Source organism: Jiella avicenniae (genome assembly GCF_021390325.1).
Classification (GTDB): Bacteria; Pseudomonadota; Alphaproteobacteria; order Rhizobiales; family Rhizobiaceae; genus Jiella; species Jiella avicenniae.
This window is the reverse complement of sequence record NZ_JAJUWU010000018.1, coordinates 1-23,248: the sequence shown is the minus strand read 5'-3', so window position 1 is coordinate 23,248 and position 23,248 is coordinate 1. Positions and strand designations below refer to the sequence as shown.

Here is a 23,248-nt window from a genome sequence, read left to right as displayed (position 1 = left end):
GCGATGGCTGAGAACGCGACCCACAACGGCACGGCCACGAACGGTTCGGGCCAGCCGCACCGCACCGCCCCCGCCCGGAACGGCAAGGCCTACGGCTTCGTCGACCACACCTTCGACGTGGTGGTGGTCGGCGCCGGCGGCGCCGGACTTCGCGCCACCCTCGGCGCGGCCCAGGCCGGGCTGAAGACCGCCTGCATCACCAAGGTCTTCCCGACCCGTTCCCACACCGTGGCCGCCCAGGGCGGCGTCGCCGCCTCGCTCGGCAACATGGGCAAGGACGACTGGCGCTGGCACATGTACGACACCGTCAAGGGGTCGGACTGGCTGGGCGATCAGGACGCCATCGAATATCTGGTGCGCAACGCGCCCCAGGCGGTCTACGAGCTCGAGCATTTCGGCGTGCCGTTCTCCCGGACGGAAGACGGCCGGATCTATCAGCGGCCCTTCGGCGGCATGACCACCGAGTTCGGCCAGGGGCCGGCCGCCCAGCGCACCTGCGCCGCCGCCGACCGCACCGGCCACGCCATCCTCCACACGCTCTACGGCCAGTCGCTGCGCCATGCGACCGAATTCTACATCGAATATTTCGCCATCGACCTGATCATGGACGAGGAAGGCGCCTGCCGCGGCGTCGTGGCGCTCTGCCTCGACGACGGCACGATCCACCGCTTCCGCGCCAAGAAGACGATTCTGGCCACCGGCGGCTATGGCCGCGCCTATTTCTCCGCAACTTCGGCCCACACCTGCACCGGCGACGGCGGCGGGATGGTGCTGCGCGCCGGCTTGCCGCTGCAGGACATGGAATTCGTCCAGTTTCATCCGACCGGCATCTACGGCGCCGGCTGCCTGATCACCGAGGGGGCCCGCGGCGAGGGCGGATATCTGACCAATTCCGAGGGCGAGCGCTTCATGGAACGCTACGCCCCCTCGGCCAAGGATCTCGCCTCGCGCGACGTCGTCTCCCGCTCGATGACGATGGAAATCCGCGAGGGTCGCGGCGTCGGCAAGGACGGCGACCACATCTTCCTGCATCTCGACCATCTCGACCCGGCCGTGCTGCACGAGCGCCTGCCCGGCATCTCGGAGTCGGCGCGGATCTTCGCGGGCGTCGACGTCACCAAGGAGCCGATCCCGGTGCTGCCGACGGTCCATTACAACATGGGCGGGATCCCGACGAACTTCCACGGCGAGGTGCTGACCAAGAAGGACGGCGATCCGGACGCGGTCGTGCCCGGCCTGATGGCGGTCGGCGAAGCCGGCTGCGTTTCGGTGCACGGCGCGAACCGCCTCGGCTCCAACTCGCTGATCGACCTCGTCGTCTTCGGCCGGGCCGCCGCCCTGCGCTGCGCCGAGACGGTATCGGCCGGCGAGAGCCAGCCGGACCTGCCGGCCGGCGCCGGCGACAACGCGCTCGCCCGTCTCGACCGCTTCCGCTACGCCGACGGCTCGACGCCGACGGCGCAGCTGCGCGACAACATGCAGCGGACCATGCAGTCGAACTGCGCGGTCTTCCGTACCGGCGAGATCCTCGAGGAAGGCCATCACAAGATCCACGACGTCTGGAAGGCCTCGGACGACATCCGCGTCACCGACCGCTCGCTGATCTGGAACACCGACCTCGTCGAGACGATGGAATACGACAACCTCATCGCCCAGGCGGTGGTGACGATGGACTCGGCGCGAAACCGCACCGAATCCCGCGGCGCCCATGCCCGCGAGGACTTCCCCGACCGGGACGACGCCAACTGGATGAAGCACACGCTGTCCTTTTGCGACACGGTCGGCAAGACCGTGACGCTGGAGGATCGGCCGGTCCACACCTACACCTTGTCGAACCAGATCGAATACATCGAGCCCAAGAAGCGGGTGTACTGAGGCTGTCCTTGCCGGCATCGAATGATATCAAGTAATCGGCGTCGCACCGGATGGTGCGGCGCCGATTCCGCTTTCATGCCGCCAGTTCGCCGTCGATCGCGGTGGCCATGCTCTGCACGGGCGCTCATGCGCTGATTCTTCTGTGTCTTTCGCGGCGCCGACCGGTCACGATCGCGGGCACCGTGATCGGACACGACGCTCGGGTGGTTCGTCGAGCGACCCGGCGGGCGAAGAATGACTGCAGGTCGACCGGCCGAGCCGCCCCGCAGAGCCACAGTCCCCTCGTGATGCTCTTCGTCGGATCCCGTCTCAGCAACAAGGGCAACCCAGCAGCCGGCAGGATTTTTCGCGAGATCGGTCAGATTTGAAACCAATACTTCATGCCTTGCATGGCCATGTTGCACCGCCAAATCCACTGACGTCGACGGGACCATCATGTCTTTGACCATCCCCAGGAAACTCGCCATCATGATCGCCATCGCGGCGGTACTGTCGATGGCCGCAACCACGGTGCAGCTCTTTTCGATGCGCACCCAGCTTTGGAGCGACCGCGAGAACCTGCTCAAGGCCGAGGTCGACAGCGCGCTGTCCCTCCTTACGAACTTGGGTGAGAAAGTCGCCAGGGGCGAGATGGCCGAGGCCGAGGCCAAGGCGATGGCCGCCTCCATGATCGCCTCCATGCGCTACGGCAAGGACGACTATTTGTTCGCCAACGCCTACGACGGAATCGTCGTGGCGCATCCCAAGACGGAGAGACTCGGCGACAATCAGTGGGACAAGACCGATCCGGCCACCGGCGCCTATCACGTCCGGCACATGATCGAGGTCGGACGGGCCGGAGGCGGGTTTACGTCCTACATGGCGGCGCGCGCCGACAGCGAGGATCTGATCGACAAGCTGTCCTACACGAAGGCCTATGAGCCCTGGAAATGGGTGGTCGGCACCGGCGTCTATACCGACGACATCTTTTCCCAATTCGCCCGGGCGGTCCTGAACGCCGCCTTGTGGCAGCTCGGCATCCTGGCGGTGCTGATCGCCTGCGCGATGCCGCTGGCGCGTTCGATCTCGCGGCCGATCACGGCGATGAGTGCGGCGATGCGGCGTCTGGCTACGGGCGACAGGGAGGTCGAAATCCCGGCCGTGGGACGCTCCGACGAGATCGGTGAGATGGCCGGCGCGGTCCAGGTGTTCAAGGAGCAGGCGATCGAGGCGAAGCGGCTCGAGCAGGTGGCCAACGCCGCCCGTGCCTCCGAGGTGGATGCCAAGGAACGCCAGGCCCGGCTCGAAAGCGCCAAGGCGGAAGATCTCAGGGCCTTCATGGGGATCGTCGACGCCAGCTTCGATCGGCTTTCCTCCGGCGACCTGACGGTCCGCATGTCGGATGCGGTGGCGCCGGAATTCGAGCCGATCCGGGCGAAGTTCAACGCCTCGGTGGAAGAGCTGGAGGCTGCGATCGGCCAGGTGGTCGGGACCGTCGGGACGATCCGCACCGGGCTGTCGGAGATCACCGTCGCCTCCAACGATCTCGCCCACCGCACCGAGCAGCAGGCGGCGAGCCTCGAAGAGACGGTCGCCGCGCTCGGCGAGGTGACGGGCGGTGTCAACAGCACCGCCGAAGACGCCGGCAAGGCCCGGCAGGCGGCGAACTCCGCCCGGCGGAAGGCCGAGAAGGGGGGCGAGATCGTCGCGCGGGCGGTGAACGCGATGCAGGGCATCGAGTCGTCGTCGCAGCAGATCTCGCAGATCATCGGGGTGATCGACGAGATCGCCTTCCAGACCAACCTCCTCGCTCTCAATGCCGGCGTCGAGGCGGCGCGGGCGGGCGAAGCCGGCAAGGGCTTTGCCGTCGTCGCCCAGGAAGTGCGGGCGCTCGCCCAGCGCTCGGCGGAGGCGGCCAAGGAGATCAAGGGACTGATCAACGCCTCGTCGGAGCAGGTGGAACAGGGCGTCGACCTCGTCTCGGCCTCGGGCCGGAGCCTGGACGAGATCGTCGCCGAGGTGGCCGGCATGGCCGAGGTGATCGCAAAGATTGCCGACAGCGCTCGCGAACAGGCGACCAGCCTGCGCGAAGTGTCGGGTGCGGCCGACCAGATGGACAAGGTGACGCAGCAGAACGCCGCGATGGTCGAACAGTCGACGGCGGCCGCGCAGACCCTGTCCACCGAGACCGACGGTCTCGCCCAGGCGGTGGCGCGCTTCAAGACGGCGGATCGGAGCGCCGGTACAACGGCCACCACGTCGGCGAAGGCTCGTCTTGCTTCCTCGAACGTCGCAAGACCCGCCGCAAGGGTATCCACGAGCCCCGTGCCGCAGATGAAGAGGTCGGGATCCGGCGGCGCCGCCCGCCAGCCCGCCATGGCCGAAGACAGCTGGGAGGAGTTCTGATCCGTCAGCGTTGGCGGGCGGCCGAAACCGGCCGCGCGGCACGGCGCAGACCTTGCTGAGATGAAAACGGGGAGGGCGATCGCTCTCCCCGCTTTCATTCGTCGCCGGCGACCCGCGAGCGCGTTCGGAACGCCGGGACGGTGCCCGACGATCACGTCCCCGCCTCGGCGGGCCGAACTGCGTTCATGATCCCCATGGCGGCCTTGCTCCACGGTTCGTCTCGTCCATTTGCTGCAGGAGCGAACAGCAAAGGATGAGGACCATGCAACTCGAAGGTAACGTCGCCGTCGTGACCGGTGCGAGCTCGGGAATCGGCAGGACGATCGCCGAAACGTTCGTCCGCGAGGGCGGCAAGGTGGCGATCTGCGACATCAACATCGACGGTGCCGAAAAGGTCGTCGCCGAAATCAAGGCGAAGGGCGGCGACGCCATGGCGGTCGAAATGGACGTCACCGACGAGGGGGCCGTCAATCGGGGTGTCGACAAGGTGGCCGAGCGTTACGGCCGCATCGACACGATGGTCTCCAACGCCGGCATCCAGATCGTCCACCCGATCGAGGAATTCCCCTATGCCGAGTTCCGCAAGCTGGTGACGATCCATCTCGACGGATCGTTTCTCCTCACCAAGGCCTGCGTCAAGCACATGTATCCGAGGAACTCCGGCTCGCTGATCTACATGGGCTCGGTCCACAGCCATGAACCCTCCGCCCTGAAAACCGCCTATGTCGCGGCCAAACACGGCATTCTCGGCCTTTCGCGGGTCATGGCCAAGGAGGGCGCCAAGCACGGCGTGAGGTCCAACACCATCTGCCCCGGCTTCGTGAAGACGCCGCTGGTCGAAAAGCAGATCCCCGAACAGGCGCAGTCGCTCGGCATCTCGGAAGAAGACGTGGTCGACAAGATCATGCTCGGCGAGACGGTGGATCAGGAGTTCACCACCATGGAGGACGTCGCCGAGGTGGCGCTGTTCCTGGCGAGCTTCAAGTCGAACGCTCTGACCGGCCAGTCGATCGTGCCGAGCCACGGCTGGTACATGGCCTGAGCCGCGGGACGCGGCATCTTCGGGGTAGGCTCCGGCTCGAGGCTTTCGCGAGCCTGCGACAGGACGGCACTTCGCGCCGGCGGGTCGGCGGTGACGGCTTCCGCAACGCCACCCGCCCCGACTGGCGCGGGCGGACGGCACGCGCCGCCCTTCGTCTCTCGCCGAAACGGTGACGCGGATCTGCAGCCGATAGCAAGTCGAAGATATACAATCCGCAATAGTGGATTGTGGAATGCGTCGCTGACCTTCGGGAATGCGGATCGACACTTCACCGACGCGAACGTAAAGTCGTCTTATATTGTATCGATGAACAACAAATGTCGGCGCGGGCGCGTCGCGATAAGATGACATTCATCAATTCCTGCCAGAACGGGGCGAGATTGACGCGCAGTCCCGTTCACACCGGCCGGAGAATAGATCTTGTCCTTCGCGAATATGTCCATTTCCCGCAAGCTGGCGCTTGCTCTCGGTTTCCTCTCGCTCCTGTCTCTCGCGATGGGCGCGACGATCTTCTGGACGGCCGGCCGGATCGCCGACGCCGCCGCCACCAAGGACAGCCGCACGGCGATCGTCGACGCTGCGGTCGATGCGCGCTTTGCCCTGGCGCGGCAGGAGAATTCGCTGCGCGGTTTCATGATCACCCGCGACGAGTACTTCGCCGGCCGGGTGAAGGAGCATCACAAGTCCTTCGAGGCCGCGCTCGCCAAGTTGCGTGATCTCGTCGGCGCCGGCAGTGCCTTCGGGGCGAAATATGCGGACGTTCTGGCGGCGATGACCGCCTGGCAGAGCGAGATCGCCGATCCGGTCATCGCCGCGGCCCGCCAGGAGGCGACCTATCCCGCGGCGCTCGCGATCTTCAATTCCGGCAAGGCAGACAAATTCATCGAGCCGATCGAGGAGGCGCTCGACGCGGAACGGGACGAAGCCCGGCAGGCGCTGGCCGAGGCCAAGACGGTCGAACTGGACGCAATCTCGCTGTCGCGCAACGTCATCGTGGCCACGCTCGTCGCCATCGCCATCTCGGCAATCGCGCTCGGGGTCGTCCTTGCCAAGACCATCATTCGGCCGATCAGCGCGATGACCGGGGCGATGCGCCGGCTCGCCTCCGGCGACAAGTCTGTCGAGGTTCCTGCCACCGGCCGCGGCGACGAGATCGGCCAGATGGCCGGCGCCGTTCAGGTCTTCAAGGAACAGGCGCTCGCCCGCGACCGGCTGGAGAAGGAAGCCGAGGCGGCCCGCGTCTCGGAAGCCGATGCCAAGCAGCGTCAGGCCGATCTGGAACACGCCAAGGCGGAGGATCTCAGGGCCTTCATGGGCGTCGTCGACGCCGGCTTCGACCGGCTGTCCTCGGGTGACCTGACGGTTCGGATGACGGGCGCCGTGGCGCCGGAATTCGAGCCGATCCGGGCGAAGTTCAACGCCTCGGTCGAGGAACTCGAAGCCGCGATCAGCCGGGTGATCGGCGCGGTCGGCACGATCCGCATGGGGTTGTCGGAGATCACCGTCGCCTCCAACGATCTCGCCCACCGCACCGAGCAGCAGGCGGCGAGCCTCGAAGAGACGGTCGCCGCGCTCGGCGAGGTGACGGGCGGCGTCAATGCCATGGCCGAGGACGCCGGAAAGGCCCGCCAGACGGCTCAGTCCGCGCGCCAGAAGGCGACGCGCGGCGGCGAGATCGTCGCCGAGGCGGTCTCGGCGATGAACGGCATCGAGTCCTCGTCGCAGCAGATCTCGCAGATCATCGGCGTCATCGACGAGATCGCCTTCCAGACCAACCTCCTCGCCCTCAATGCCGGCGTCGAGGCGGCGCGGGCGGGCGAGGCCGGCAAGGGCTTTGCCGTCGTCGCCCAGGAAGTGCGGGCGCTCGCCCAGCGCTCGGCGGAAGCCGCCAAGGAGATCAAGGGGCTGATCAACGCCTCGTCCGAGCAGGTGGAAAAGGGCGTCGACCTCGTCTCGGCCTCGGGCAAGTCGCTCGACGAGATCGTCGCAGAGGTCGCCGGCATGGCGGAAGTCGTCGCCAAAATCGCCGAATCGGCCCGCGAACAGGCGACCAGCCTGCGCGAAGTCTCGGGTGCGGCCGACCAGATGGACAAGGTGACGCAGCAGAACGCCGCGATGGTCGAACAGTCGACGGCGGCCGCCCAGACCCTGTCCACCGAGACCGACGGTCTCGCCCAGGCGGTGGCGCGCTTCAAGACGGCCGGCGGCAAGAGTGCCGGCGCAGCCCCCGCGAGGGCGCAGGCCGCCGCAAAAGCGCACAAGCCGGCCGCCAAGGCCGCGCCGCGCGCCGTGCCGCAGATGCGGTCGACGGGAACCGGCGGTGCCGCGCGCCAGTCTGCCCCGTCCGCCGACAGCTGGGAAGAGTTCTGATCCGGGCCGGTCGCACGAAGACGCGGACAATCCCGTCGAGACGGCGGATGGACGAGAGGGGCGGCCGCAAGCCGCCCCTCTCGTCGTTGCGGCGGGCGAGCCGCCCGCTGCGGGCTGCCGCAGCACTTTGACGCGGCGCGCCGCGCGCTAGTTACCGCCTCCCCACCGGAGGCACGTCCATGGAAATCATCGCCATTCAGCCGCTCGTCGCGCTGATCGCCGGGATCCTCATCCTCGTCGTTCCGCGGCTGCTCAACGTCATCGTGGCGATCTATCTGATCGTCGTCGGCCTGATGGGCCTGTTCCCCGACCTCATTCACATCTGAGGGCCGGTGATGGCTCCCCGGCTGGTCATCCTCGGCGGCGGTGCCGGCGGCTCCGAACTCGCGGCGAAGCTCGGCGGCCGGGAAGACCTCGACGTCACCCTGGTCGACCGCCATGCCTCGCACATGTGGAAGCCGCGGCTGCACGAATTCGCCGCCGGGACGATCGATTCGACGCTGTCGGAACTGAGCTACTACATGCTCGCGCGCATGCGCGGCTTTTCCTTCGAGCAGGGCGAGGTGGAGCGCATCGACCCGGCGGAGAAGCGGGTTTGTCTGACCGGGCCGGCGGCCCCGTGCGGCGCCGGCGCCGTGCCCCGCCAGATCGCCTACGATCGTCTCGTCGTCGCGCTCGGCGGGGTGACGCCGGATTTCGGCACGAAAGGCGTCGCCGAACACGCCGTTCGCCTCGACGAGCGGGTCGACGCCGACCGCTTTCGCGCCCGCTTCATCGCCCTGATGATCTCGGCCCGCGCGACCGGCCGACCGGCCCATGTCGTCATCGTCGGCTCGGGGGCGACCGGCACCGAACTCGCCGCGCATCTGCGCCAGGTCGAGAGCGGCTTCTTCCGCAAGACCGGCGAGAGGCCCCGCGACCTTCTGGAGATTCTGGTCGCCGAGGCGGCACCGGAGCTGATGCCGGGGGCGGAAGAGACGCTGCGCCGGAACGTCGAGGCGCGGCTTCACGCCCTCGACATCGACACCCTGACCGGGGCGAAGATCGCCGAGATCGCCACCGACGGCGTGGTCGAGGCCGACGGCACCCGGCATCCCGCCGACATTTCGGTCTGGGCGGCCGGCCTCGTCGGCAATCCCGGGCTTGCCGGCTTCGCCGATTTCGAACTCGACAAGAAGGGACGGATCGTCGTCGACCAGCGGCTGCGCTCGACGATCGATCCGGCGATCCAGGTGCTCGGCGACGCCGCGAGCTTCACACCCGTGGGCGCCGATGCGGCCCTGCCGCCGACGGCCCAGTGCGCCAGCCAGCAGGCGGCCTATCTTGAGACCGCGATCCCGTCGCTGCTTGCAGGCAACGAGCCGGAACCTTTCGTCTACGACGATCGCGGCCGGCTTCTGTCGCTGGCCCGGGCCGGCTCGGTGGGACAGATCGGCTTCGGCCGCAAGACCGACCTCATCGTCAAGGGCCAGTTCGCCAACGCCGCCTACAAGAGCCTGCAGCGAAGGCACCAGTGGACGCTGCTCGGGCCGTTGCGCGGCGGCGTGGCGATCTTTGCCGACTGGCTCTCCCCGGCCAAGGGGGCGCAGCTGAAGCTGCACGGCTGAAGCGTTCGATGGCCGGTCACGGCGGCCCGTCGACCGCGTTCGGGGCACGCGCCGAGGTCCCTTCGGCAAGCCTCGCCTTGAAGCGGCTTTGCTAACGCGGCCTTAATCTTAAGAGCGCCTTAACCCTCCTCGGCTAGTCTCCGTGGCAGTGTGGACGAGGCCGGCCCCGGTCGGCGGATCGTCGAAAAAAGTCGCAGCGGGTCAGGTGAATGGCGTACGTAACGGTCGGCGCAGACGAGACTTCCCTCCTTCGGCGCGGTCTGGAGATGACGGTGGCCGTCGGCCTCCTCCTCCTTTCGGCCTATCTCGGCCTTGCCTGCGCCACATGGTCGGTCACCGACCCTTCGCTCAGCCAGTCCAACCAGAACATGATCGAGAACGCCGCCGGCGCCACCGGGGCGATCGTCGCCGACCTGATGATGCAGATCTTCGGCATCGGCGCGACGCTGGTGATCGGCCTGCCGGTGATCTGGGCGCTGCGGCTGATCCGCGGCGACGGCGTCGATCACGTCTGGAAGCGCGGCTGGTTCGCCGTCGGCGGCATCGTCACGTTCTGCGCGGCGCTCGGCTGCATCGAGCCGCCGGCCACCTGGCCTCTGCCGATCGGCATCGGCGGCGTCGCCGGCGATCTCGTCCTGAAGATCCCCGCTTCGCTGTTCGGCGGCTATCCGAGCGGTGTGACGGCTCTCGTCCTCGCGGCGCTGTTGGCGGCTCCGGCCATCTGGCTCTATCTCAACGGCGCCGCCCTGATCGGCCGTTACCCCACCCATGCCGAGAGGCTGCGGCACGCCGAGGAGGACGACCGCGAGGGACGCTTCGCCCTTCTCTTCGGCGCCGCGGCGCACGGCTTCTACTCCCTCAAGGCCGCCTGGCAGCGTCGCAGCGAGCAGCGCCAAAGGCAGAAAGAGCCCGATTTCGGCGATCGTTTCGACAATTGGCACGACGCCGACGAGGCGGCCTTCGCACCGCCCCCCCCGGCGCCCGTCGAGCGGGCGGGCCGGTCGATCCGGGTGCAGATGCCGGTCCATGACGGCAACAGTTTCGTCGACCCCACCGACTGGCAGGAAGACGACGACGAGGCCGCCGCAGCCTGGGCGACGGCCGACGAGACCGCCTGGCAGGACGAGCGGCAGGTCGCTCACGCGGCTCCGAGGCAGCCGGCGGTCGACGACTTCTCCGTGACGGATGACGAAGACGCGCGCACCGACTTCGAGGAGGAGATCGCTGCCGCCGCTTGGCACGAGGCGCCGCCGGCCGAACAGGTCCGAGGCGATGCCATGTCCGTCAGCGCCGACGACCGGGTCACCGGCCGTGGGGGCGAGGACGAGGGCGGCGGCTGGCGCGGGCTTCTTTCCGGCAACATCGTCGCCTTTCCCGGCCGCAGGGCCGGCCAGCGGAGCGAGCGCCAGGACGGCGAGCGGCGCGATCCGGCCCCGGCGCAGGAGCCGCAGCGGCCGCGCCCGCAGGCGCCCCAGGCCGCGCCTTCGCGGGGCCCCGCCGCCGGCGAGGCAGCCGCCCGCGTCGTCCCGCAACAGCGCACGGTGACCGCCGACCAGCAGCGGCTGCGCACCGGCTCGGGCCGGGCCGTGGCGATGAAGGCCGCGCCGCAGCCGATGACCGTCGCCGATTCGGCCACCTTCGAGCTGCCCTCGATCGAGTTCCTGTCGCCGCCCAAGGCGACCGGTCGCGATTCCTCGATGTCGCCCGAGGCGCTGCAGGAGAATGCGCGGCTGCTCGAAGGCGTGCTGGAAGATTTCGGCGTCAAGGGCGAGATCATCGAGGTTCGTCCGGGACCGGTGGTCACGCTCTACGAGCTGGAGCCGGCGCCCGGCATCAAGTCCTCCCGCGTCATCGGCCTTGCCGACGACATTGCCCGCTCGATGTCGGCGATCGCCGCCCGCGTCGCCGTCATCCCCGGCAAGAACGCCATCGGCATCGAACTGCCGAACCAGCGCCGCGAGACCGTCTACTATCGGGAGATGATCGCGTCCGAAGCCTTCGCCCAGAACAAGGGCAAGCTGCCGCTCGTCCTCGGCAAGACCATCGGCGGCGAGGCGGTGATCGCCGATCTCGCCAAGATGCCGCATCTGCTCGTCGCCGGCACCACCGGCTCGGGTAAATCGGTGTCGATCAACACGATGATCCTGTCGCTGCTCTACCGGTTCACCCCCGCCGAGTGCCGGCTGATCATGATCGACCCGAAGATGCTGGAACTGTCGATCTACGACGGCATCCCGCATCTCCTCTCGCCGGTCGTGACCGACCCGAAGAAGGCCGTCGTCGCACTGAAATGGACGGTCCGCGAGATGGAGGACCGCTATCGCAAGATGTCGAAGGTGGGCGTCCGCAACATCGACGGCTTCAACTCCCGCGTCAAACAGGCGATGGAGCGCGGCGAGACGATGTCGCGCACGGTCCAGACGGGCTTCGACCGGGAGACCGGCGAGCCGATCTTCGAAACGGAAGAGTTCGATCTCGAGCCGTTGCCCTACATCGTCGTCATCATCGACGAGATGGCCGACCTGATGATGGTCGCCGGCAAGGACATCGAGGGCGCCGTCCAGCGCCTCGCCCAGATGGCCCGCGCCGCCGGCATCCACGTCATCATGGCGACCCAGCGCCCCTCGGTCGACGTCATCACCGGCACGATCAAGGCGAACTTCCCGACCCGCATCTCCTTCCAGGTGACGTCGAAGATCGATTCCCGCACCATCCTCGGCGAGCAGGGCGCCGAGCAGCTGCTCGGCATGGGCGACATGCTGTTCATGGCCGGCGGGGGGCGCACCCAGCGCGTCCATGGCCCCTTCGTCGACGATCAGGAAGTCGAGGCGATCGTCAACCATCTGAAGTCGCAGGGCGTGCCGGACTATCTCGATGCGATCCTCGTCGACGAGGACGAGGACGAGGACGGCGGCTCGGGCGGGGGCTCCGGCGGCAATTCCGGCGGCTCGTCCGGCGGCGACGATTCCGACGATCCCTACGACCAAGCGGTCGCGGTCGTCCTCAGAGACGGCAAGGCGTCCACCTCCTACATCCAGCGCCGTCTCGGCATCGGCTACAACCGTGCCGCCTCGATCATCGAGAAGATGGAGCAGGAGGGCATCGTCGGTCCGGCCAACCACGCCGGCAAGCGCGAGATCCTGGTGCCGACGGAAGACGAAATGTGAGACCGGGCGGCGGGCCCCGTTCCGGGTCCGTCTTCCCAGGCCGGAGGACCGATGGCGACGACGATCGGCCCGTGATGCGATCCGTCGCGTTGACAGCCCGCGGGCGGGGACGTTCAATCGACCGGTGCGCGACAGGCTTCCCGGACGGCCGGCATGTATCTCGACGAGAAGAACCAGTGGGGCCCGATCGATCCGGCCGGCAACGGCAGGCGTCTCGGCGACCGCGACGAGAAGGTCCTCCTCTGGGTGATCGGCATCTTCCTCGCCTCTCTGGTGATCGCACCCATCGGCGGCGCGAGCGTCATCGAGGCGATGCTTGCGCTGATCGGCGCTTAGGCCGGAGCGGGTGACCCGGCGAACTACCCGCGCGCCGGTCGGCACGGCCGGGTGATGAGATAGCGCTTGGCGAAGGCGATCTGGACGAGCGGAGCCATGGGCCTGATCCTTTCCGGGTGATCGATGCCGCTGGCAGTGGAAGGTCCAGGGCGGGATCAGACGAAGGCGCGACCGCCATCCCGCCGCGCCGTCACTCTTGCCTGTCTGCGAGCGACAGATTGCCCAGCAGGTCTGCCGCCGTACGGGTCGAAGCGGCGGCCGCCATCGCCATTTGCGGCAGGATCATCCATTCCAGCGACCAGGCGGCGCCCGAGCGCTCGTTCTCGTGGACGAGCGCCTGGTGCATGCCGGAGACGAGGGTGGCGTTGAACCGGGCGAGGGTGACGAGGATCTCCGCGCCGACCGGATTGTTCTTGTGCGGCATCGCCGAGGAGCCGCCGCCGCCGGAAAGCTGCAGCTCGCCGACCTCGTTCTGCAGGGACAGCACCGCGTCCTGGCCGAGCTTGCCGAGCGCGCCGGTGACGAGCGAGAACCAATTGGCGAGTTCGACGAGGCCGTCCCGTTCGGAATGCAGCGAGGAGGGCGCGGCGTAAAGGCCGAGGCGCGACGCGACCGTTTCGGCGATCCGATCGGCCCGATCGCCGAAGCCGGCCCTGTCGCCGACCGCGCCGCCCATCCTGAGGGCGAAGGCCTGCGGGGCGATCGCCTCGCGCTTCAGCCGGCAGCGCACCAGCGGATCGGTCCAGGCGGCGAGCTTGCGCGAAAAGCGGGTCTCTTTGGCCGCCTGCATGCGGGTATGAGCCATCACCGGCCGCTGCCCGGCTTCGAGGCTCCAGCGGGTGAGGGCGTCGGTGAGCGCGGCGAGCCGGCGGTCGAGGACCAGCGAGACGCCCTGCATGCGCATGGCGAGCGAGGCGTCGATCACGTCCTGGCTGGTCGCGCCCTTGTGTAGGGCCTTGGCGGCGGTCTCGGAGAGCCCGGTGCGCAGCTGCTTCAGGAGGCTCGGCACGACCACGCCGTCGCGGGCCGTCCCCTCTGCCAGCGCCCCGAGATCCGGCGCGAACTCGGCCATGCGGGCGCGAATGGCCTCGAGCTCGGCGCTCTCGACGAGGCCGAACTCGGCCTCCGCCTCTGCGAGCGCCGTCTCGAAGGCGACCATCGCCTCGATGTCGGCGGCCGCGGTGAAATAGCTGGCGACCTCCTCGTCGCCGAACAGCGGGCCGAGGAACGGGTGGGTGAAGATCGAGGCCGTCACGCCGTGGCGCCTTTGCCGAAGATCTCGTCGGCGAAATCGCCGAGCAGCCGGGCGGTCGTGTCCGGCTGCTCGATGCAGGGCAGATGCCCGGCGCCTTCGACGACCTCGAACCGCGCGCCGACGATGAGATCGGCGCAGGCCTCGACGAGATCCGGCGGTGTCGAGCCGTCCTGATCGCCGACGATGCAGAGCGTCCGGACTTCGAGGTTCCGGGCGGTCTCGGTGTGGTCGGCATCGCGAAGGGCGGCGCATGAGCCGAGATAGCCTTCGGCCGGCGTGTTCGCGAGCATGTTGGAATAGCCCTCGAAGGCGGGATTGCCCACGCTGCGGAAAGCGGGGGTGAACCAGCGCGACAGGATCTGTTCGGCGATCGCCGCGATCCCGCCCGTCTCGATCGCTTCGATCCGGCCGTTCCAGCCTGCCGCATCGCCGATCTTGTGGGCGGTGTCCATCAGGACGAGGCCGGCGAGGCGGTTCTGGTCGATCGCCGCGAGACCGAAGGCGATCTGGCCGCCGATCGACAGGCCGACGACGAGGGCCTGGCCGACGCCATAGTGATCGAGAAGCGCCAGAAGGTCGGCCGAATGGTCTTCCATGCGGTAGGGGGCCGGCGGAACCGCGGAGAGGCCATGGCCGCGCTTGTCGTAGCGGATCACCCGGTAGCGGCCCGCAAGCTGCGGGACGACGGCGTCCCAGATCCTGTAGTCGGTGCCGAGCGAGTTGATCAGGACGATGGTCGGGGCGCCGGCGGGCCCGTCGACCCGATGGTGGAGGGCAATTCCGTTGATGCGGTCGAAGGGCATGGGGGCGTTTCCGGGGCTCGTGTCGGCGAATCTCTCCGGCGATCATAGCGGCGGAAGCTGTCGAAGGAACCCCGACGGCCATGCCGCCCGATGCTGGTCGCCACACCTCTCTCTTTCGGCAATCGGACATTCCTGCTAGCGGCTGTGCTATCCTGAAACGAGATCGAAGCGGAGGATCGCGGATGTTCTTGAGCTGTGGTGATTGCCTGTTCGATCTGTTCGCCCTCCCGCAGGAGGAGGTGTCGACCGTCGCCCTGTCCGGGCGGATCGGCGGATCGCCGCTCAACGTGGCGCTGGGCCTGGCGCGGCTCGGGCACCATTCCGGCTATTTCACCAAGATGTCGGGCGATCTCTTCGGCGAGAAGATCCGCGCCTTCATGGAGCGCGAGGCGATCGACCAGCGCTTCCTGATCCCCACCGACCGCCAGACGACGCTCGCCATGGTCTCGCTCGGCCCGGACGGCTCGGCGAGCTACGCCTTCTACATCGAAGGGACGGCCGACCGTTCGATCGAGCCCGAGGAAGTGCCGCAGTCGCTGCCTGCCGAGGTCGAGGTCGTCCATGTCGCCTCCTATTCGACGGTGACCGAGCCGACCGCCTCGGCCCTTCTGCGACTGGTCAGGCAGGAAGCGCCGAACCGCTTCGTCTCCTACGACCCAAACGTCCGCGCCTCGATCGAGCCCGATCTCGACGTCTGGCGGGCAAAGGTCGCAGAAATCGTGCCTCTGGCGGGCTTGGTGAAGGCCAGCGAGGAGGACATCGCCCAGCTTTATCCCGGCCGTGCCGTCGACAGCGTCGTCGGCGAGTGGATCTCGGCCGGCGCCGAGATCGCCGTCGTCACCCTCGGAGAACACGGCGCGATCGCCGCGACGAGCCGGGGCGAGACGGCGAAGGTGCCGGGACGCGCGGTCCAGGTGGTCGACACGGTGGGCGCGGGCGACACCTTCCAGGCAGCGCTGCTCGCCGGCCTGAAGGAGCGCGGCGCCCTGTCGCGCGCGGCGATCGCCGGCTTTGCGCGCTCCGACGTCGAGGAACTCGTCGATTTCGCCGTGAAGGCGGCGGCCGTCACCTGCACGCGCAAGGGGGCCGATCTGCCCCGCCGCGCCGAACTCGGTCTCGCGCCGCTCGGCTGATCGAGGCGGTTCGGCCGTCGCCGGATATTAAGGACGGTCCCGGGGCCGATGATGCGCACGCAGGCGAGGATATCGCGGCAAGCGGCGCTCGAGCCAGCGTTTGCTTCCGGTCGCGAGCGGGGCCCGAAGCATATGAAACGACGAAGCCGGCCGGCGGATGGGTCAGGTCATCCGCCGGCCGGCTTCGGAGAAGTTCGGCGGGCAGCCAGTGCCACCCGCCGGTCACCCGATCTTAGTTGAAGTGGTACGATGCCTTCGCCCACACGGTGTGGAAATCGAAGTCCTGGTCGTCGTTGCTCTTGTACTCGACGGTGTTGCCGAGGCCATCGGTGCCGGTGATCGTCGAGCTGTTCTTGCCGAGATTGGTGTAGAGGTATTCGACGCCGAAGGAGAGGTTCTGCGTCGCCATGACGTCGACACCGGCGCCGGCCGTATAGCCGACCGAGGACTTGTCGTGGCTGCTGTCGAAGCTGTAGCCGGCAAATTGCGAGCCGGCGCTGGTCGACGGCGCCGAGGACTCCTGCTCGACGTCGCCATAGGCCAGACCGCCGGTGCCGTAGAACAGCACGTTGTCCATGGCATAGCCGAGACGGGCGCGGACCGTGCCGAGATAGTTCAGCTTGGTCTCGTCCTCGAAGGAGGTACCACCCGGCGTCGCGTAGCTCGTCTTCTTCTCGCGGTCGATATAGTTGAAATCGGCAACCGCACCCAGCACCACATTGTTCTGGAACTGGTAGTCGTAGCCGATATTGGCGCCGCCGACGAAGTTGCCGTCATGCTCGAAATTCGAGTCGCCGCCGCCGAGGGCGGTCGCCGTGCCGGGATCGAAGTTCGCGTCACCCGCGTGGCCGCCAAAGGCGGCGCCGGCCTGGACGCCGAGATTGAGGCCGGTCCAGGTGGTCGTCTGCGCGACCGGCTCGATGGCCATCGGCGCCGGTGCCGGCGGCTCGGGAACGAGGACGTCCGCCGCCATGGCCGGGGTGGAGAGAGCGGCGGTGGCGAGAAGCAGTGCGAGGCGTTTCATGCGTATGTCTCCTTTGTCGCGGGGTCGCGACGCATTGGCAGGGGCAAGGCCGCCTGCACGTGACGGATTCGGATCACATCCGAATTCGAGAACGACCACTGATCGGTATGGTTGGCTGAAAGATGGCAGGAATACGGTCTTATTCTTCCTGTTGCCAATGGGCCGCACCCCGCCAGAGGTCGTCTCGTTAATGACCCATTCATGATACCAAACTCTTGAGAAACGACTAAAATTCAAACTTAACGCAAATTTCCCCAAATCCTGCAGCGGTTTACGACTGTGGCGAAAATATGAAGACAATATTCCCAAAGGGAAGCTTGCATATGGTCGGCGCCGTCGATCCCTGCGGTCCGCGGCGCGACGGGGCCGCTGCCGCTCGGACCGGCGCCCGTCGGAATCGTCGAACAGTTTGGATTCGTTCTCATCTCGATTGCCAAGGCGGCGCAGGGCCCGATATGGTCCCGATGGGTGCCGGGACAATTGGACCAAGCGACTCGAAAGGGAGGAACGATGCGTAAACTCAACCTCGCCATTGCCGGGACGGCGCTTCTCTTCGCCGTCGGCACGGCGTCGGCCCAGGAGGTCGGCGATCCCGCGGCCGGCGAGAAAGTGTTCAACAAGTGCAAGGCCTGCCACGCCGTCGGCGAGGGAGCGAAGAACAAGATCGGTCCGGAGCTGAACGGCATCGTCGGCGACAAGCCGGGCGCCGATCGTGGCGGCTACAAGTTCTCCAAGCCCTTCCAGGACTGGGCGGCCGACAAGACGGCCTGGAACGAAGAACTTATGACGACCTGGATTTCCGATCCGCGCGGGACGGTCAAGGGCACCAAGATGGCCTTCGCCGGTCTGAAGAAGCCGGACGAGCTCAAGAACGTCATCGCCTATCTCGCCACCTTCGACGAATCGGGCGGCCAGCAGGACCCGGCCGAGGCCCTCAAGGCGGCTGCCGCGAAGTAGCCGATCGCCGCGGCGGACACCCCGCCGCGAGGCCATGTCGTCAATTCTTGCATGTCGTGAAAAGGGCGGAGCGCCGGTGCCGGCGTCCCGCCCTTTCGTATGAGAAGGTGCGCACGAAAGCATTGCGCCGAGGGGAGGGGCGTCGCTCGGCGTCGCGAAGGTCCGGCCCGTCAGCTCTCGCCGTGCGCCACCGGACGTCCGTCCGGCATGCGGTTGCCGATTTCGCCCGGCGGGTTGGAAAACGGCAGCGGCGGAGCACCCGCCTCGGCCGAGGCGTCGTGGGCGAGCGCCCAGTGCACCGAGGGAAAGGCGAGTTCGTCGAACGGGATCTCCGCCGGATCGAACAGCTGCACGTCCAGGCTCTCCGGCCCGGGCGCGAAATGCGGGTCTTGCAGCCGCGCCCGATAGATCAGCTGCACCTGGCTGATGCGTGGCACGGAATAGACGGCGAGCAGGCATTCGAGGTGGAGATCGGCTTCCGCCTCCTCCCAAGCCTCGCGTTTCGCCCCGTCCTCGGGCGTCTCGTTCAACTCCAGATAGCCGGCCGGGATCGTCCAGAATCCGCGGCGCGGCTCGATCGCCCGGCGGCAGAGGAGGATCCGGCCTTCGTGCCGGACCACGGAACCGACGACGATCTTCGGGTTCTCGTAGGCCACGAAGCCGCAATTGTCGCAGATTTTGCGGGCAATGCCGTCGTCTTCGGGCGTGCGGAGAGAAAAGGATGGCTCGGGCATGGGGCTATAGATGGTCCGAAAGATCCATCCGGGAATGGAGGATGCGGACGACGACGAGCTCCCCTCTGCTGCCTGAAGTGTGGAAGACGAGGTGGCTGCCAGTCCGGTGATTTCTCAGTCCCGGGCGAAAATGCGACGCGTCGCGACTTGGCAGCCGGCCGGCCGCGACGGCTTCGCAGCGTTCGATGATCCGAGACACATAGCGATCGGCCTGGTCACGACCGAAGCGGGCGTGGGAGAAGATATAGACGGCTGCCAGGTCGCGATCTGCGGCCGGGGTGAAAAGCAGCCTGCTCACTGGGCTTTCGAGCCGACCAGGTCGTGCATTCTTCGCAGGAATTCGTCGCGGTCGAATGCGACGGGCTCGCCACTCGCAAAGCCCTCCTCGATTGCCGCGCGGATTCTCGCCTCGTCTTCGGCATCCCGCCGCTCCAGAAGCGAGAGGCCGGCGCGGATCACCGCGTCGGCGTCGGCGAAATTGCCGGCCTCGACCTGGGCCTCGACGAAGGCGCCGAAATGCTCGCCGAGGTCGATGGTCTTCACTGCGCTCATCGCCGCTCCTCCATCCTCTGAAACTTCGCCGCGAGCCGGGCCCTCACGCGCCGCGGAAGAACACCCGACTGGTCAGCTGGTCGGCGGCCGCTCCTTCGCTTCGCGCTGCAGCGCCTTTTCGACCGCCGGCATCAAGCCGGTCTCGATCGCCTGCGGCGTGAAAGGCCCCGTCTGCTTGTAGACGATCTCGCCGTCGGGAGCGACGAGGAAGGTCTCCGGTACGCCGTAAACGCCCCAGTCGATGGTCGCCGAACCCTTTTCGTCGACGCCGATCGCTGCATAGGGATTGCCGAGATTCTGCAGGAAGCCGAGGGCGTTGGCCGGCTTGTCCTTGTAGTTGATGGCGACGAGCCGAAACCGTTCGTCCTTTGCGAGTTGCATCAGCAAGGGATGCTCCTCGCGGCAGGGCGCGCACCAGGAGGCGAAGACGTTGACGAGGACCGGCCGTCCGTCGCCGGGGCCGGAGAGGTCGAGCCCCGGCACCGGCCGGCCACCCGGCAGACGCGCGCCTTCCAGCGCCGGCAGCACCGTCATCGGTGCCGTCTTGCCGACGAGGACGGAGGGGATCTCCTTGGGATCGTGTCCGGACAGGAGCTGGTAGAGGAACACGCCGGCAAGGCCGAAGAACAGGACGAGCGGCAGAAGGACGACGAGCTTCGGACCGCGGCGCCGCCCGTCCGGCGTCGTCTCCTGCGGCAGCTCGTCGGCCGGCGCGGTCTGGAGCAAGGTCTCGTTTTCGCCGCCGGAACTCATCGCGCGGCCTCCGGCGCATCGCGAGACGTGCGCGCCTCGGAGCGGCGGCGGATGCCGCGCGCTTCCAGCTCCTTCAGCGCGCGGCGCTGGGTTCTGGCGTCGAAGAACACCCAGGCGAAGAGGCCGGCAATGGCAAAGGCGGAGATGCCGTAGGCGCTGGCGACGAAGGCGAAATAGTCGGCCTGCATGAAATGGCTCCAGTTCGGGCGCTTCAGCCCTCGGCCCGCCGGGCGGCGAGACGCGACAGGGCGGCGACGCGCCGGCGCAGGATCTCGGTGCGCATCGCCGTCAGATGCAGGGCGAAGAACAGCAGCGTGAAACCGGCCGCCGAGACCAGCAGCGGCGTCAGATAGGCGGCCGGCATCGCCGGTCCGTCCATGCGCATGACGCTCGCCGGCTGGTGCAGCGTGTTCCACCAGTCGACCGAGAACTTGATGATCGGAATGTTGACGAAGCCGACGAGGACGAGGATCGCGGCCGATTTGGCGCTCTTGCCCGGCTCTTCCAGCGCCCGCGTGAGGGCGATCAGGCCGAGATACATCAGGAACAGCACGAAGACCGAGGTCAGTCGCGCATCCCAGACCCACCAGGTGCCCCACATCGGCCGGCCCCAGATCGAACCGGTGATCAGACAGAGCACGGTGAACACCGCGCCGATCGGCGCCGCCGCCTTGACCGCGACGTCGGCCAGCGGATGACGCCAGACCAGCGTGCCAAGCGCCGAGACGCTCATCACCGTCCAGATCATCATCGACAGCCAGGCGAAGGGCACGTGGATGAACATGATCGTCACGGTCGAGCCCTGCTGGTAATCGGCCGGCGCCGTCAGGCCCAGGAACACGCCGGCGGCGACCGCGATCAGCGCCGCGCCGTAGAGCCATGGCTGCAGCCTGCCCGACAGCTCCAGGAAGCGGGTCGGATTGGCGAGGATCGAGAAGCGCGAAGGCTTGGCGCTGGCGGAAACGTCGGTCATGGCCGACATACTAGAACCAGTCGAAGCCACCCGCAAACGGATGATGCCTTGCGCCGATCATCTTTTCGCGGGGTCGCCGCGATAGAAGCGCGCCATGCCGATCGAGGCGGGCATCACCGGCTCGAAGCCGAATTTGGCATAGAGATGCTTCGCGTCGCCGTCGGCGATCAGGCTGACATAGGCGGTGTCGGGCGCCGTCCGGGCGAGCCAGGATTCGAACGCCGCGAAGATACCCTTGCCGATGCCCTTGCCCTGATGCGCCGGCTCGACCGCCATGGCGACGATCTGCATGTGGCAGCCGCCGTCGCCGACGACGCGGCCCATGCCGATCACCCGGCCCTGATGGCGCACCACGACGGCAAAGAGCGTGTTCGGCAGGGCGATCCGCGCCGCTTCGAAGCTCTTGGGCGTCAGGCCGGCCACGGCGCGAAGGCGCCGATAGTCGTTGATCGCGGGGATCTCCTCGGCGAAATCGTAGCCGGCGGCGACGTCGCGGCCAGGCAAACCGGTGGGTGGCGGGGGTGGACGGCACGGTCGACTCGCATGTCTTGAACCACGACGAGCCATCTTCTGGCTCGGGGCCCGCGATCGGGCAAGGCCGGGGCACGGTTAAAGCGGGATTTACACTTGTGTTCCAATATCGGCGGTGATCCGACCCGATGGCGGCGAAGATTGGCGAGCGTTGCCAGGCCTCCTTTTCTCGGAGCCGTTCGGCCGCGCCGCCGAAGTTGTTTCGGCGGCAAACGAAGCGACCAGGATGCAGAAGTATGGGCGTCTAGCTTTGGCGGATGAGACAAGCAGATTCGAGGACGGCGACGCGTTCCGCCGCGCCGTACTTCTCGCTCTGTTGATCTTCACGGCATGCTTCGGCGCGATATTCGCTGTCCTCAACTATTACCACGGCAACTACATGGCGATGGCCGGCGAAATCGCGATGGGGCTTTTCGCGCTGGTCCTCGTTCCCGTCATCCGCAGGACGCGGCATCTCATCCGCTGGTCCTTCGTCTATCTCGTCCTGTTCGACACGACGATGATGATGATCCTGACGACGCCGCAATCGTCGCCGTCGGTTTTCGCCTGGGTGCTGATGATCCCGATCTTGTCGCACATGCTGCTCGGCCGGGCGCTGGGCGGCGGCGTCACCCTCGTCTTCCTCTTGACGGCCTTGCTGATCTATTTCACGCGCTTTTCGCAGAGTGCCGTCCTCGGCAATCCGCGGGCGCTTCTCGACGTCGCCGGGGTCGCCCTGTGCATCTTCGGCTTTTCCTTCGTCTACGAGACTTCGCGCTCGCGCGGGGAAAAAGCGCTGAAGCGCCAGGCCCTGACCGACCCGCTGACGGGCCTCGGCAACCGCGCCCATCTCGACCTGCGCTTTCGCGAGGAGAAGGCGCGATGGGAGCGCCACGGCACCGCCTTCGCCCTTCTCCTCCTCGACATCGACTTCTTCAAGAAGATCAACGATTCCCATGGCCACGAGACCGGCGACAACGCCCTCAAGGCGATGTCCGCCTGGCTCACCGACAACGTCCGCGGCACCGACCACGTCTTCCGCTACGGCGGCGAGGAGTTCTGCCTTCTCCTCTCGCACGCCGCTCCGCACGCCGCGCGGCAGGCGGCGGAGCATCTGCGCCGCGTCGTCGAGACCTCGTCCTTCGAGGAGGCGGGCGAGACGCTGTCCTTCACGACGAGCATCGGGGTGGCGTCGTTTCCGGAAGACGGAGCGGATCTGCAGGCCCTGCTCGGCGCAGCCGACAAGCGGCTTTATGCGGCGAAACTCGGGGGGCGGAACCGGGTGGTGTGGGAGTGAGGCGGGAAGGCAGCGGGGGGCGACTAACTCTGCCGCCTCGTTGACGCTGCAGGTGATGCCAACGGCATCGCCCGACATCTCCTGCGGCGGCTAGCGAGAAGCTGAAGGCCAGGACGTGCGAGCACCACGGCAAGGCGGAGAGAGAGAGCAGCGTTCCAGTCGCTTCCTGGGACCAGCCCGCAGAGACCTGGTTTCGGTCGCGAGACGACCATACTGGCGCCGTAGGTATGGAAGCTTAGGGCGCTGACATACGAATTTCGTCATCCCGGGCTTGACCCGGGATCCATTCCTCTGCGTTGAAACGGCCATTCGTCTCAGAATGTTAGCGTCTATGGCCACCGATTTGGAATGGCAACTGTGTTCATGCAAAGGCCTTTTTGTCCCTCTGCATGGCATTGAGGACGGTGAGAAGCTTTCTGGCGACGGCGATGATCGCGACCTTCTTGGATCCCGATCTTTCGGTGACGGCGTTGAA

General features: G+C 67.3%; 22 protein-coding genes. 11 read left to right on the top strand and 11 right to left on the bottom strand.

What is annotated here, in order from left to right; genetic code table 11:
• Window positions 1-3 precede the first annotated feature (3 nt).
• Window positions 4-1,875, top strand: a complete 1,872-nt coding sequence (gene sdhA, locus LZD57_RS17160) for a succinate dehydrogenase flavoprotein subunit (RefSeq protein WP_233720709.1) — start codon at window positions 4-6, stop codon at window positions 1,873-1,875.
• Here the strand turns inward: sdhA and LZD57_RS17155 are convergent.
• Entirely contained in the window at window positions 1,821-2,384 is a 564-nt protein-coding gene (locus tag LZD57_RS17155) for a hypothetical protein (protein WP_233720708.1), read from the bottom strand. The genes sdhA and LZD57_RS17155 overlap by 55 nt on opposite strands.
• Here LZD57_RS17155 and LZD57_RS17150 point away from each other — a divergent pair.
• The 7 genes from LZD57_RS17150 to LZD57_RS17120 all read left to right on the top strand — a co-directional run bounded on the left by LZD57_RS17150 (window position 2,344) and on the right by LZD57_RS17120 (window position 12,782).
• The gene (locus tag LZD57_RS17150; protein ID WP_233720707.1) at window positions 2,344-4,260 is read left to right on the top strand and encodes a methyl-accepting chemotaxis protein; all 1,917 of its coding nucleotides are present in this window, start codon (window positions 2,344-2,346) and stop codon (window positions 4,258-4,260) included. The genes LZD57_RS17155 and LZD57_RS17150 overlap by 41 nt on opposite strands.
• Before the next feature lie 262 nt (window positions 4,261-4,522).
• On the top strand, window positions 4,523-5,302 hold the full coding sequence (locus tag LZD57_RS17145) for a 3-hydroxybutyrate dehydrogenase (RefSeq protein WP_233720706.1): 780 nt from the start codon (window positions 4,523-4,525) through the stop codon (window positions 5,300-5,302).
• Window positions 5,303-5,722: 420 nt separating this feature from the next.
• Window positions 5,723-7,672, top strand: coding sequence for a methyl-accepting chemotaxis protein (locus LZD57_RS17140; protein ID WP_233720705.1), 1,950 nt, complete (start codon window positions 5,723-5,725; stop codon window positions 7,670-7,672).
• Between the two features lie 179 nt (window positions 7,673-7,851).
• A complete protein-coding gene (locus LZD57_RS17135) occupies window positions 7,852-7,998 on the top strand; it encodes a DUF3096 domain-containing protein (RefSeq protein ID WP_233720704.1) in 147 nt (48 codons plus the stop codon).
• Window positions 7,999-8,007: 9 nt separating this feature from the next.
• Window positions 8,008-9,279, top strand: coding sequence for an NAD(P)/FAD-dependent oxidoreductase (locus LZD57_RS17130; protein WP_233720703.1), 1,272 nt, complete (start codon window positions 8,008-8,010; stop codon window positions 9,277-9,279).
• Between the two features lie 266 nt (window positions 9,280-9,545).
• Window positions 9,546-12,446: a DNA translocase FtsK gene (locus LZD57_RS17125; RefSeq protein WP_233720836.1), complete on the top strand. Its 2,901-nt coding sequence runs from the start codon at window positions 9,546-9,548 to the stop codon at window positions 12,444-12,446.
• A gap of 153 nt (window positions 12,447-12,599) precedes the next feature.
• Window positions 12,600-12,782: a hypothetical protein gene (locus tag LZD57_RS17120; protein WP_233720702.1), complete on the top strand. Its 183-nt coding sequence runs from the start codon at window positions 12,600-12,602 to the stop codon at window positions 12,780-12,782.
• Between the two features lie 190 nt (window positions 12,783-12,972).
• Here LZD57_RS17120 and LZD57_RS17115 read toward each other — a convergent pair whose 3' ends face one another.
• Window positions 12,973-14,037: a 3-carboxy-cis,cis-muconate cycloisomerase gene (locus LZD57_RS17115; protein ID WP_233720701.1), complete on the bottom strand. Its 1,065-nt coding sequence runs from the start codon at window positions 14,035-14,037 to the stop codon at window positions 12,973-12,975.
• Window positions 14,034-14,840: a 3-oxoadipate enol-lactonase gene (gene pcaD / locus LZD57_RS17110; RefSeq protein ID WP_233720700.1), complete on the bottom strand. Its 807-nt coding sequence runs from the start codon at window positions 14,838-14,840 to the stop codon at window positions 14,034-14,036. Before pcaD ends, LZD57_RS17115 begins: the two co-directional genes overlap by 4 nt.
• Before the next feature lie 182 nt (window positions 14,841-15,022).
• Here pcaD and LZD57_RS17105 point away from each other — a divergent pair, with 182 nt between their 5' ends.
• Window positions 15,023-15,973, top strand: a complete 951-nt coding sequence (locus tag LZD57_RS17105) for a carbohydrate kinase family protein (protein ID WP_233720699.1) — start codon at window positions 15,023-15,025, stop codon at window positions 15,971-15,973.
• Window positions 15,974-16,205: 232 nt separating this feature from the next.
• On the opposite strand, the gene LZD57_RS17100 is transcribed toward LZD57_RS17105, so the two are convergent.
• Window positions 16,206-16,997, bottom strand: coding sequence for an outer membrane protein (locus LZD57_RS17100; protein WP_233720698.1), 792 nt, complete (start codon window positions 16,995-16,997; stop codon window positions 16,206-16,208).
• Between the two features lie 510 nt (window positions 16,998-17,507).
• Between LZD57_RS17100 and LZD57_RS17095 the strand changes: the two genes are divergently transcribed.
• The gene (locus LZD57_RS17095) at window positions 17,508-17,954 is read left to right on the top strand and encodes a c-type cytochrome (RefSeq protein ID WP_233720697.1); all 447 of its coding nucleotides are present in this window, start codon (window positions 17,508-17,510) and stop codon (window positions 17,952-17,954) included.
• Between the two features lie 170 nt (window positions 17,955-18,124).
• Here LZD57_RS17095 and LZD57_RS17090 read toward each other — a convergent pair whose 3' ends face one another.
• The 7 genes from LZD57_RS17090 to LZD57_RS17060 form a co-directional block, all read right to left on the bottom strand.
• Window positions 18,125-18,688: an NUDIX hydrolase gene (locus LZD57_RS17090; protein ID WP_233720696.1), complete on the bottom strand. Its 564-nt coding sequence runs from the start codon at window positions 18,686-18,688 to the stop codon at window positions 18,125-18,127.
• A 4-nt stretch (window positions 18,689-18,692) separates the two neighbouring features.
• Complete coding sequence (locus LZD57_RS17085; RefSeq protein ID WP_233720695.1) at window positions 18,693-18,986, bottom strand: type II toxin-antitoxin system RelE/ParE family toxin; 294 nt, start codon at window positions 18,984-18,986, stop codon at window positions 18,693-18,695.
• Window positions 18,983-19,240, bottom strand: a complete 258-nt coding sequence (locus LZD57_RS17080; RefSeq protein WP_233720694.1) for a type II toxin-antitoxin system ParD family antitoxin — start codon at window positions 19,238-19,240, stop codon at window positions 18,983-18,985. Before LZD57_RS17080 ends, LZD57_RS17085 begins: the two co-directional genes overlap by 4 nt.
• Window positions 19,241-19,312: 72 nt before the next feature.
• Window positions 19,313-19,993, bottom strand: coding sequence for a DsbE family thiol:disulfide interchange protein (locus LZD57_RS17075; RefSeq protein ID WP_233720693.1), 681 nt, complete (start codon window positions 19,991-19,993; stop codon window positions 19,313-19,315).
• Window positions 19,990-20,181 carry a heme exporter protein CcmD gene (gene ccmD, locus LZD57_RS17070; RefSeq protein WP_233720692.1) on the bottom strand — a complete coding sequence of 64 codons (192 nt, stop codon included), beginning with the start codon at window positions 20,179-20,181 and terminating at the stop codon, window positions 19,990-19,992. Before ccmD ends, LZD57_RS17075 begins: the two co-directional genes overlap by 4 nt.
• A 23-nt stretch (window positions 20,182-20,204) precedes the next feature.
• Window positions 20,205-20,966 carry a heme ABC transporter permease gene (locus LZD57_RS17065; RefSeq protein ID WP_233720691.1) on the bottom strand — a complete coding sequence of 254 codons (762 nt, stop codon included), beginning with the start codon at window positions 20,964-20,966 and terminating at the stop codon, window positions 20,205-20,207.
• A 57-nt stretch (window positions 20,967-21,023) separates the two neighbouring features.
• Window positions 21,024-21,470 (bottom strand): GNAT family N-acetyltransferase, encoded by a 447-nt coding sequence (locus LZD57_RS17060; protein WP_233720690.1) that lies wholly within the window; start codon window positions 21,468-21,470, stop codon window positions 21,024-21,026.
• Window positions 21,471-21,723: 253 nt separating this feature from the next.
• Here LZD57_RS17060 and LZD57_RS17055 point away from each other — a divergent pair, with 253 nt between their 5' ends.
• Window positions 21,724-22,773 (top strand): GGDEF domain-containing protein, encoded by a 1,050-nt coding sequence (locus LZD57_RS17055; RefSeq protein WP_338034717.1) that lies wholly within the window; start codon window positions 21,724-21,726, stop codon window positions 22,771-22,773.
• The last annotated feature ends 475 nt before the right edge of the window (window positions 22,774-23,248 follow it).

What these genes read in the sequence shown, in the direction of transcription:
- LZD57_RS17075 (WP_233720693.1), bottom strand. Translation starts at nt 19,993, where the DNA reads ATGAGTTCCGGCGGCGAAAACGAGACCTTGCTCCAGACCGCGCCGGCC.
- LZD57_RS17095 (WP_233720697.1), top strand. Translation starts at nt 17,508, where the DNA reads ATGCGTAAACTCAACCTCGCCATTGCCGGGACGGCGCTTCTCTTCGCC.
- LZD57_RS17100 (WP_233720698.1), bottom strand. Translation starts at nt 16,997, where the DNA reads ATGAAACGCCTCGCACTGCTTCTCGCCACCGCCGCTCTCTCCACCCCG.
- LZD57_RS17080 (WP_233720694.1), bottom strand. Translation starts at nt 19,240, where the DNA reads ATGAGCGCAGTGAAGACCATCGACCTCGGCGAGCATTTCGGCGCCTTC.
- ccmD (WP_233720692.1), bottom strand. Translation starts at nt 20,181, where the DNA reads ATGCAGGCCGACTATTTCGCCTTCGTCGCCAGCGCCTACGGCATCTCC.
- LZD57_RS17105 (WP_233720699.1), top strand. Translation starts at nt 15,023, where the DNA reads ATGTTCTTGAGCTGTGGTGATTGCCTGTTCGATCTGTTCGCCCTCCCG.
- LZD57_RS17130 (WP_233720703.1), top strand. Translation starts at nt 8,008, where the DNA reads ATGGCTCCCCGGCTGGTCATCCTCGGCGGCGGTGCCGGCGGCTCCGAA.
- sdhA (WP_233720709.1), top strand. Translation starts at nt 4, where the DNA reads ATGGCTGAGAACGCGACCCACAACGGCACGGCCACGAACGGTTCGGGC.
- LZD57_RS17090 (WP_233720696.1), bottom strand. Translation starts at nt 18,688, where the DNA reads ATGCCCGAGCCATCCTTTTCTCTCCGCACGCCCGAAGACGACGGCATT.
- LZD57_RS17145 (WP_233720706.1), top strand. Translation starts at nt 4,523, where the DNA reads ATGCAACTCGAAGGTAACGTCGCCGTCGTGACCGGTGCGAGCTCGGGA.
- LZD57_RS17065 (WP_233720691.1), bottom strand. Translation starts at nt 20,966, where the DNA reads ATGACCGACGTTTCCGCCAGCGCCAAGCCTTCGCGCTTCTCGATCCTC.
- LZD57_RS17120 (WP_233720702.1), top strand. Translation starts at nt 12,600, where the DNA reads ATGTATCTCGACGAGAAGAACCAGTGGGGCCCGATCGATCCGGCCGGC.
- LZD57_RS17055 (WP_338034717.1), top strand. Translation starts at nt 21,724, where the DNA reads ATGCAGAAGTATGGGCGTCTAGCTTTGGCGGATGAGACAAGCAGATTC.
- LZD57_RS17150 (WP_233720707.1), top strand. Translation starts at nt 2,344, where the DNA reads ATGATCGCCATCGCGGCGGTACTGTCGATGGCCGCAACCACGGTGCAG.
- pcaD (WP_233720700.1), bottom strand. Translation starts at nt 14,840, where the DNA reads ATGCCCTTCGACCGCATCAACGGAATTGCCCTCCACCATCGGGTCGAC.
- LZD57_RS17125 (WP_233720836.1), top strand. Translation starts at nt 9,546, where the DNA reads ATGACGGTGGCCGTCGGCCTCCTCCTCCTTTCGGCCTATCTCGGCCTT.
- LZD57_RS17135 (WP_233720704.1), top strand. Translation starts at nt 7,852, where the DNA reads ATGGAAATCATCGCCATTCAGCCGCTCGTCGCGCTGATCGCCGGGATC.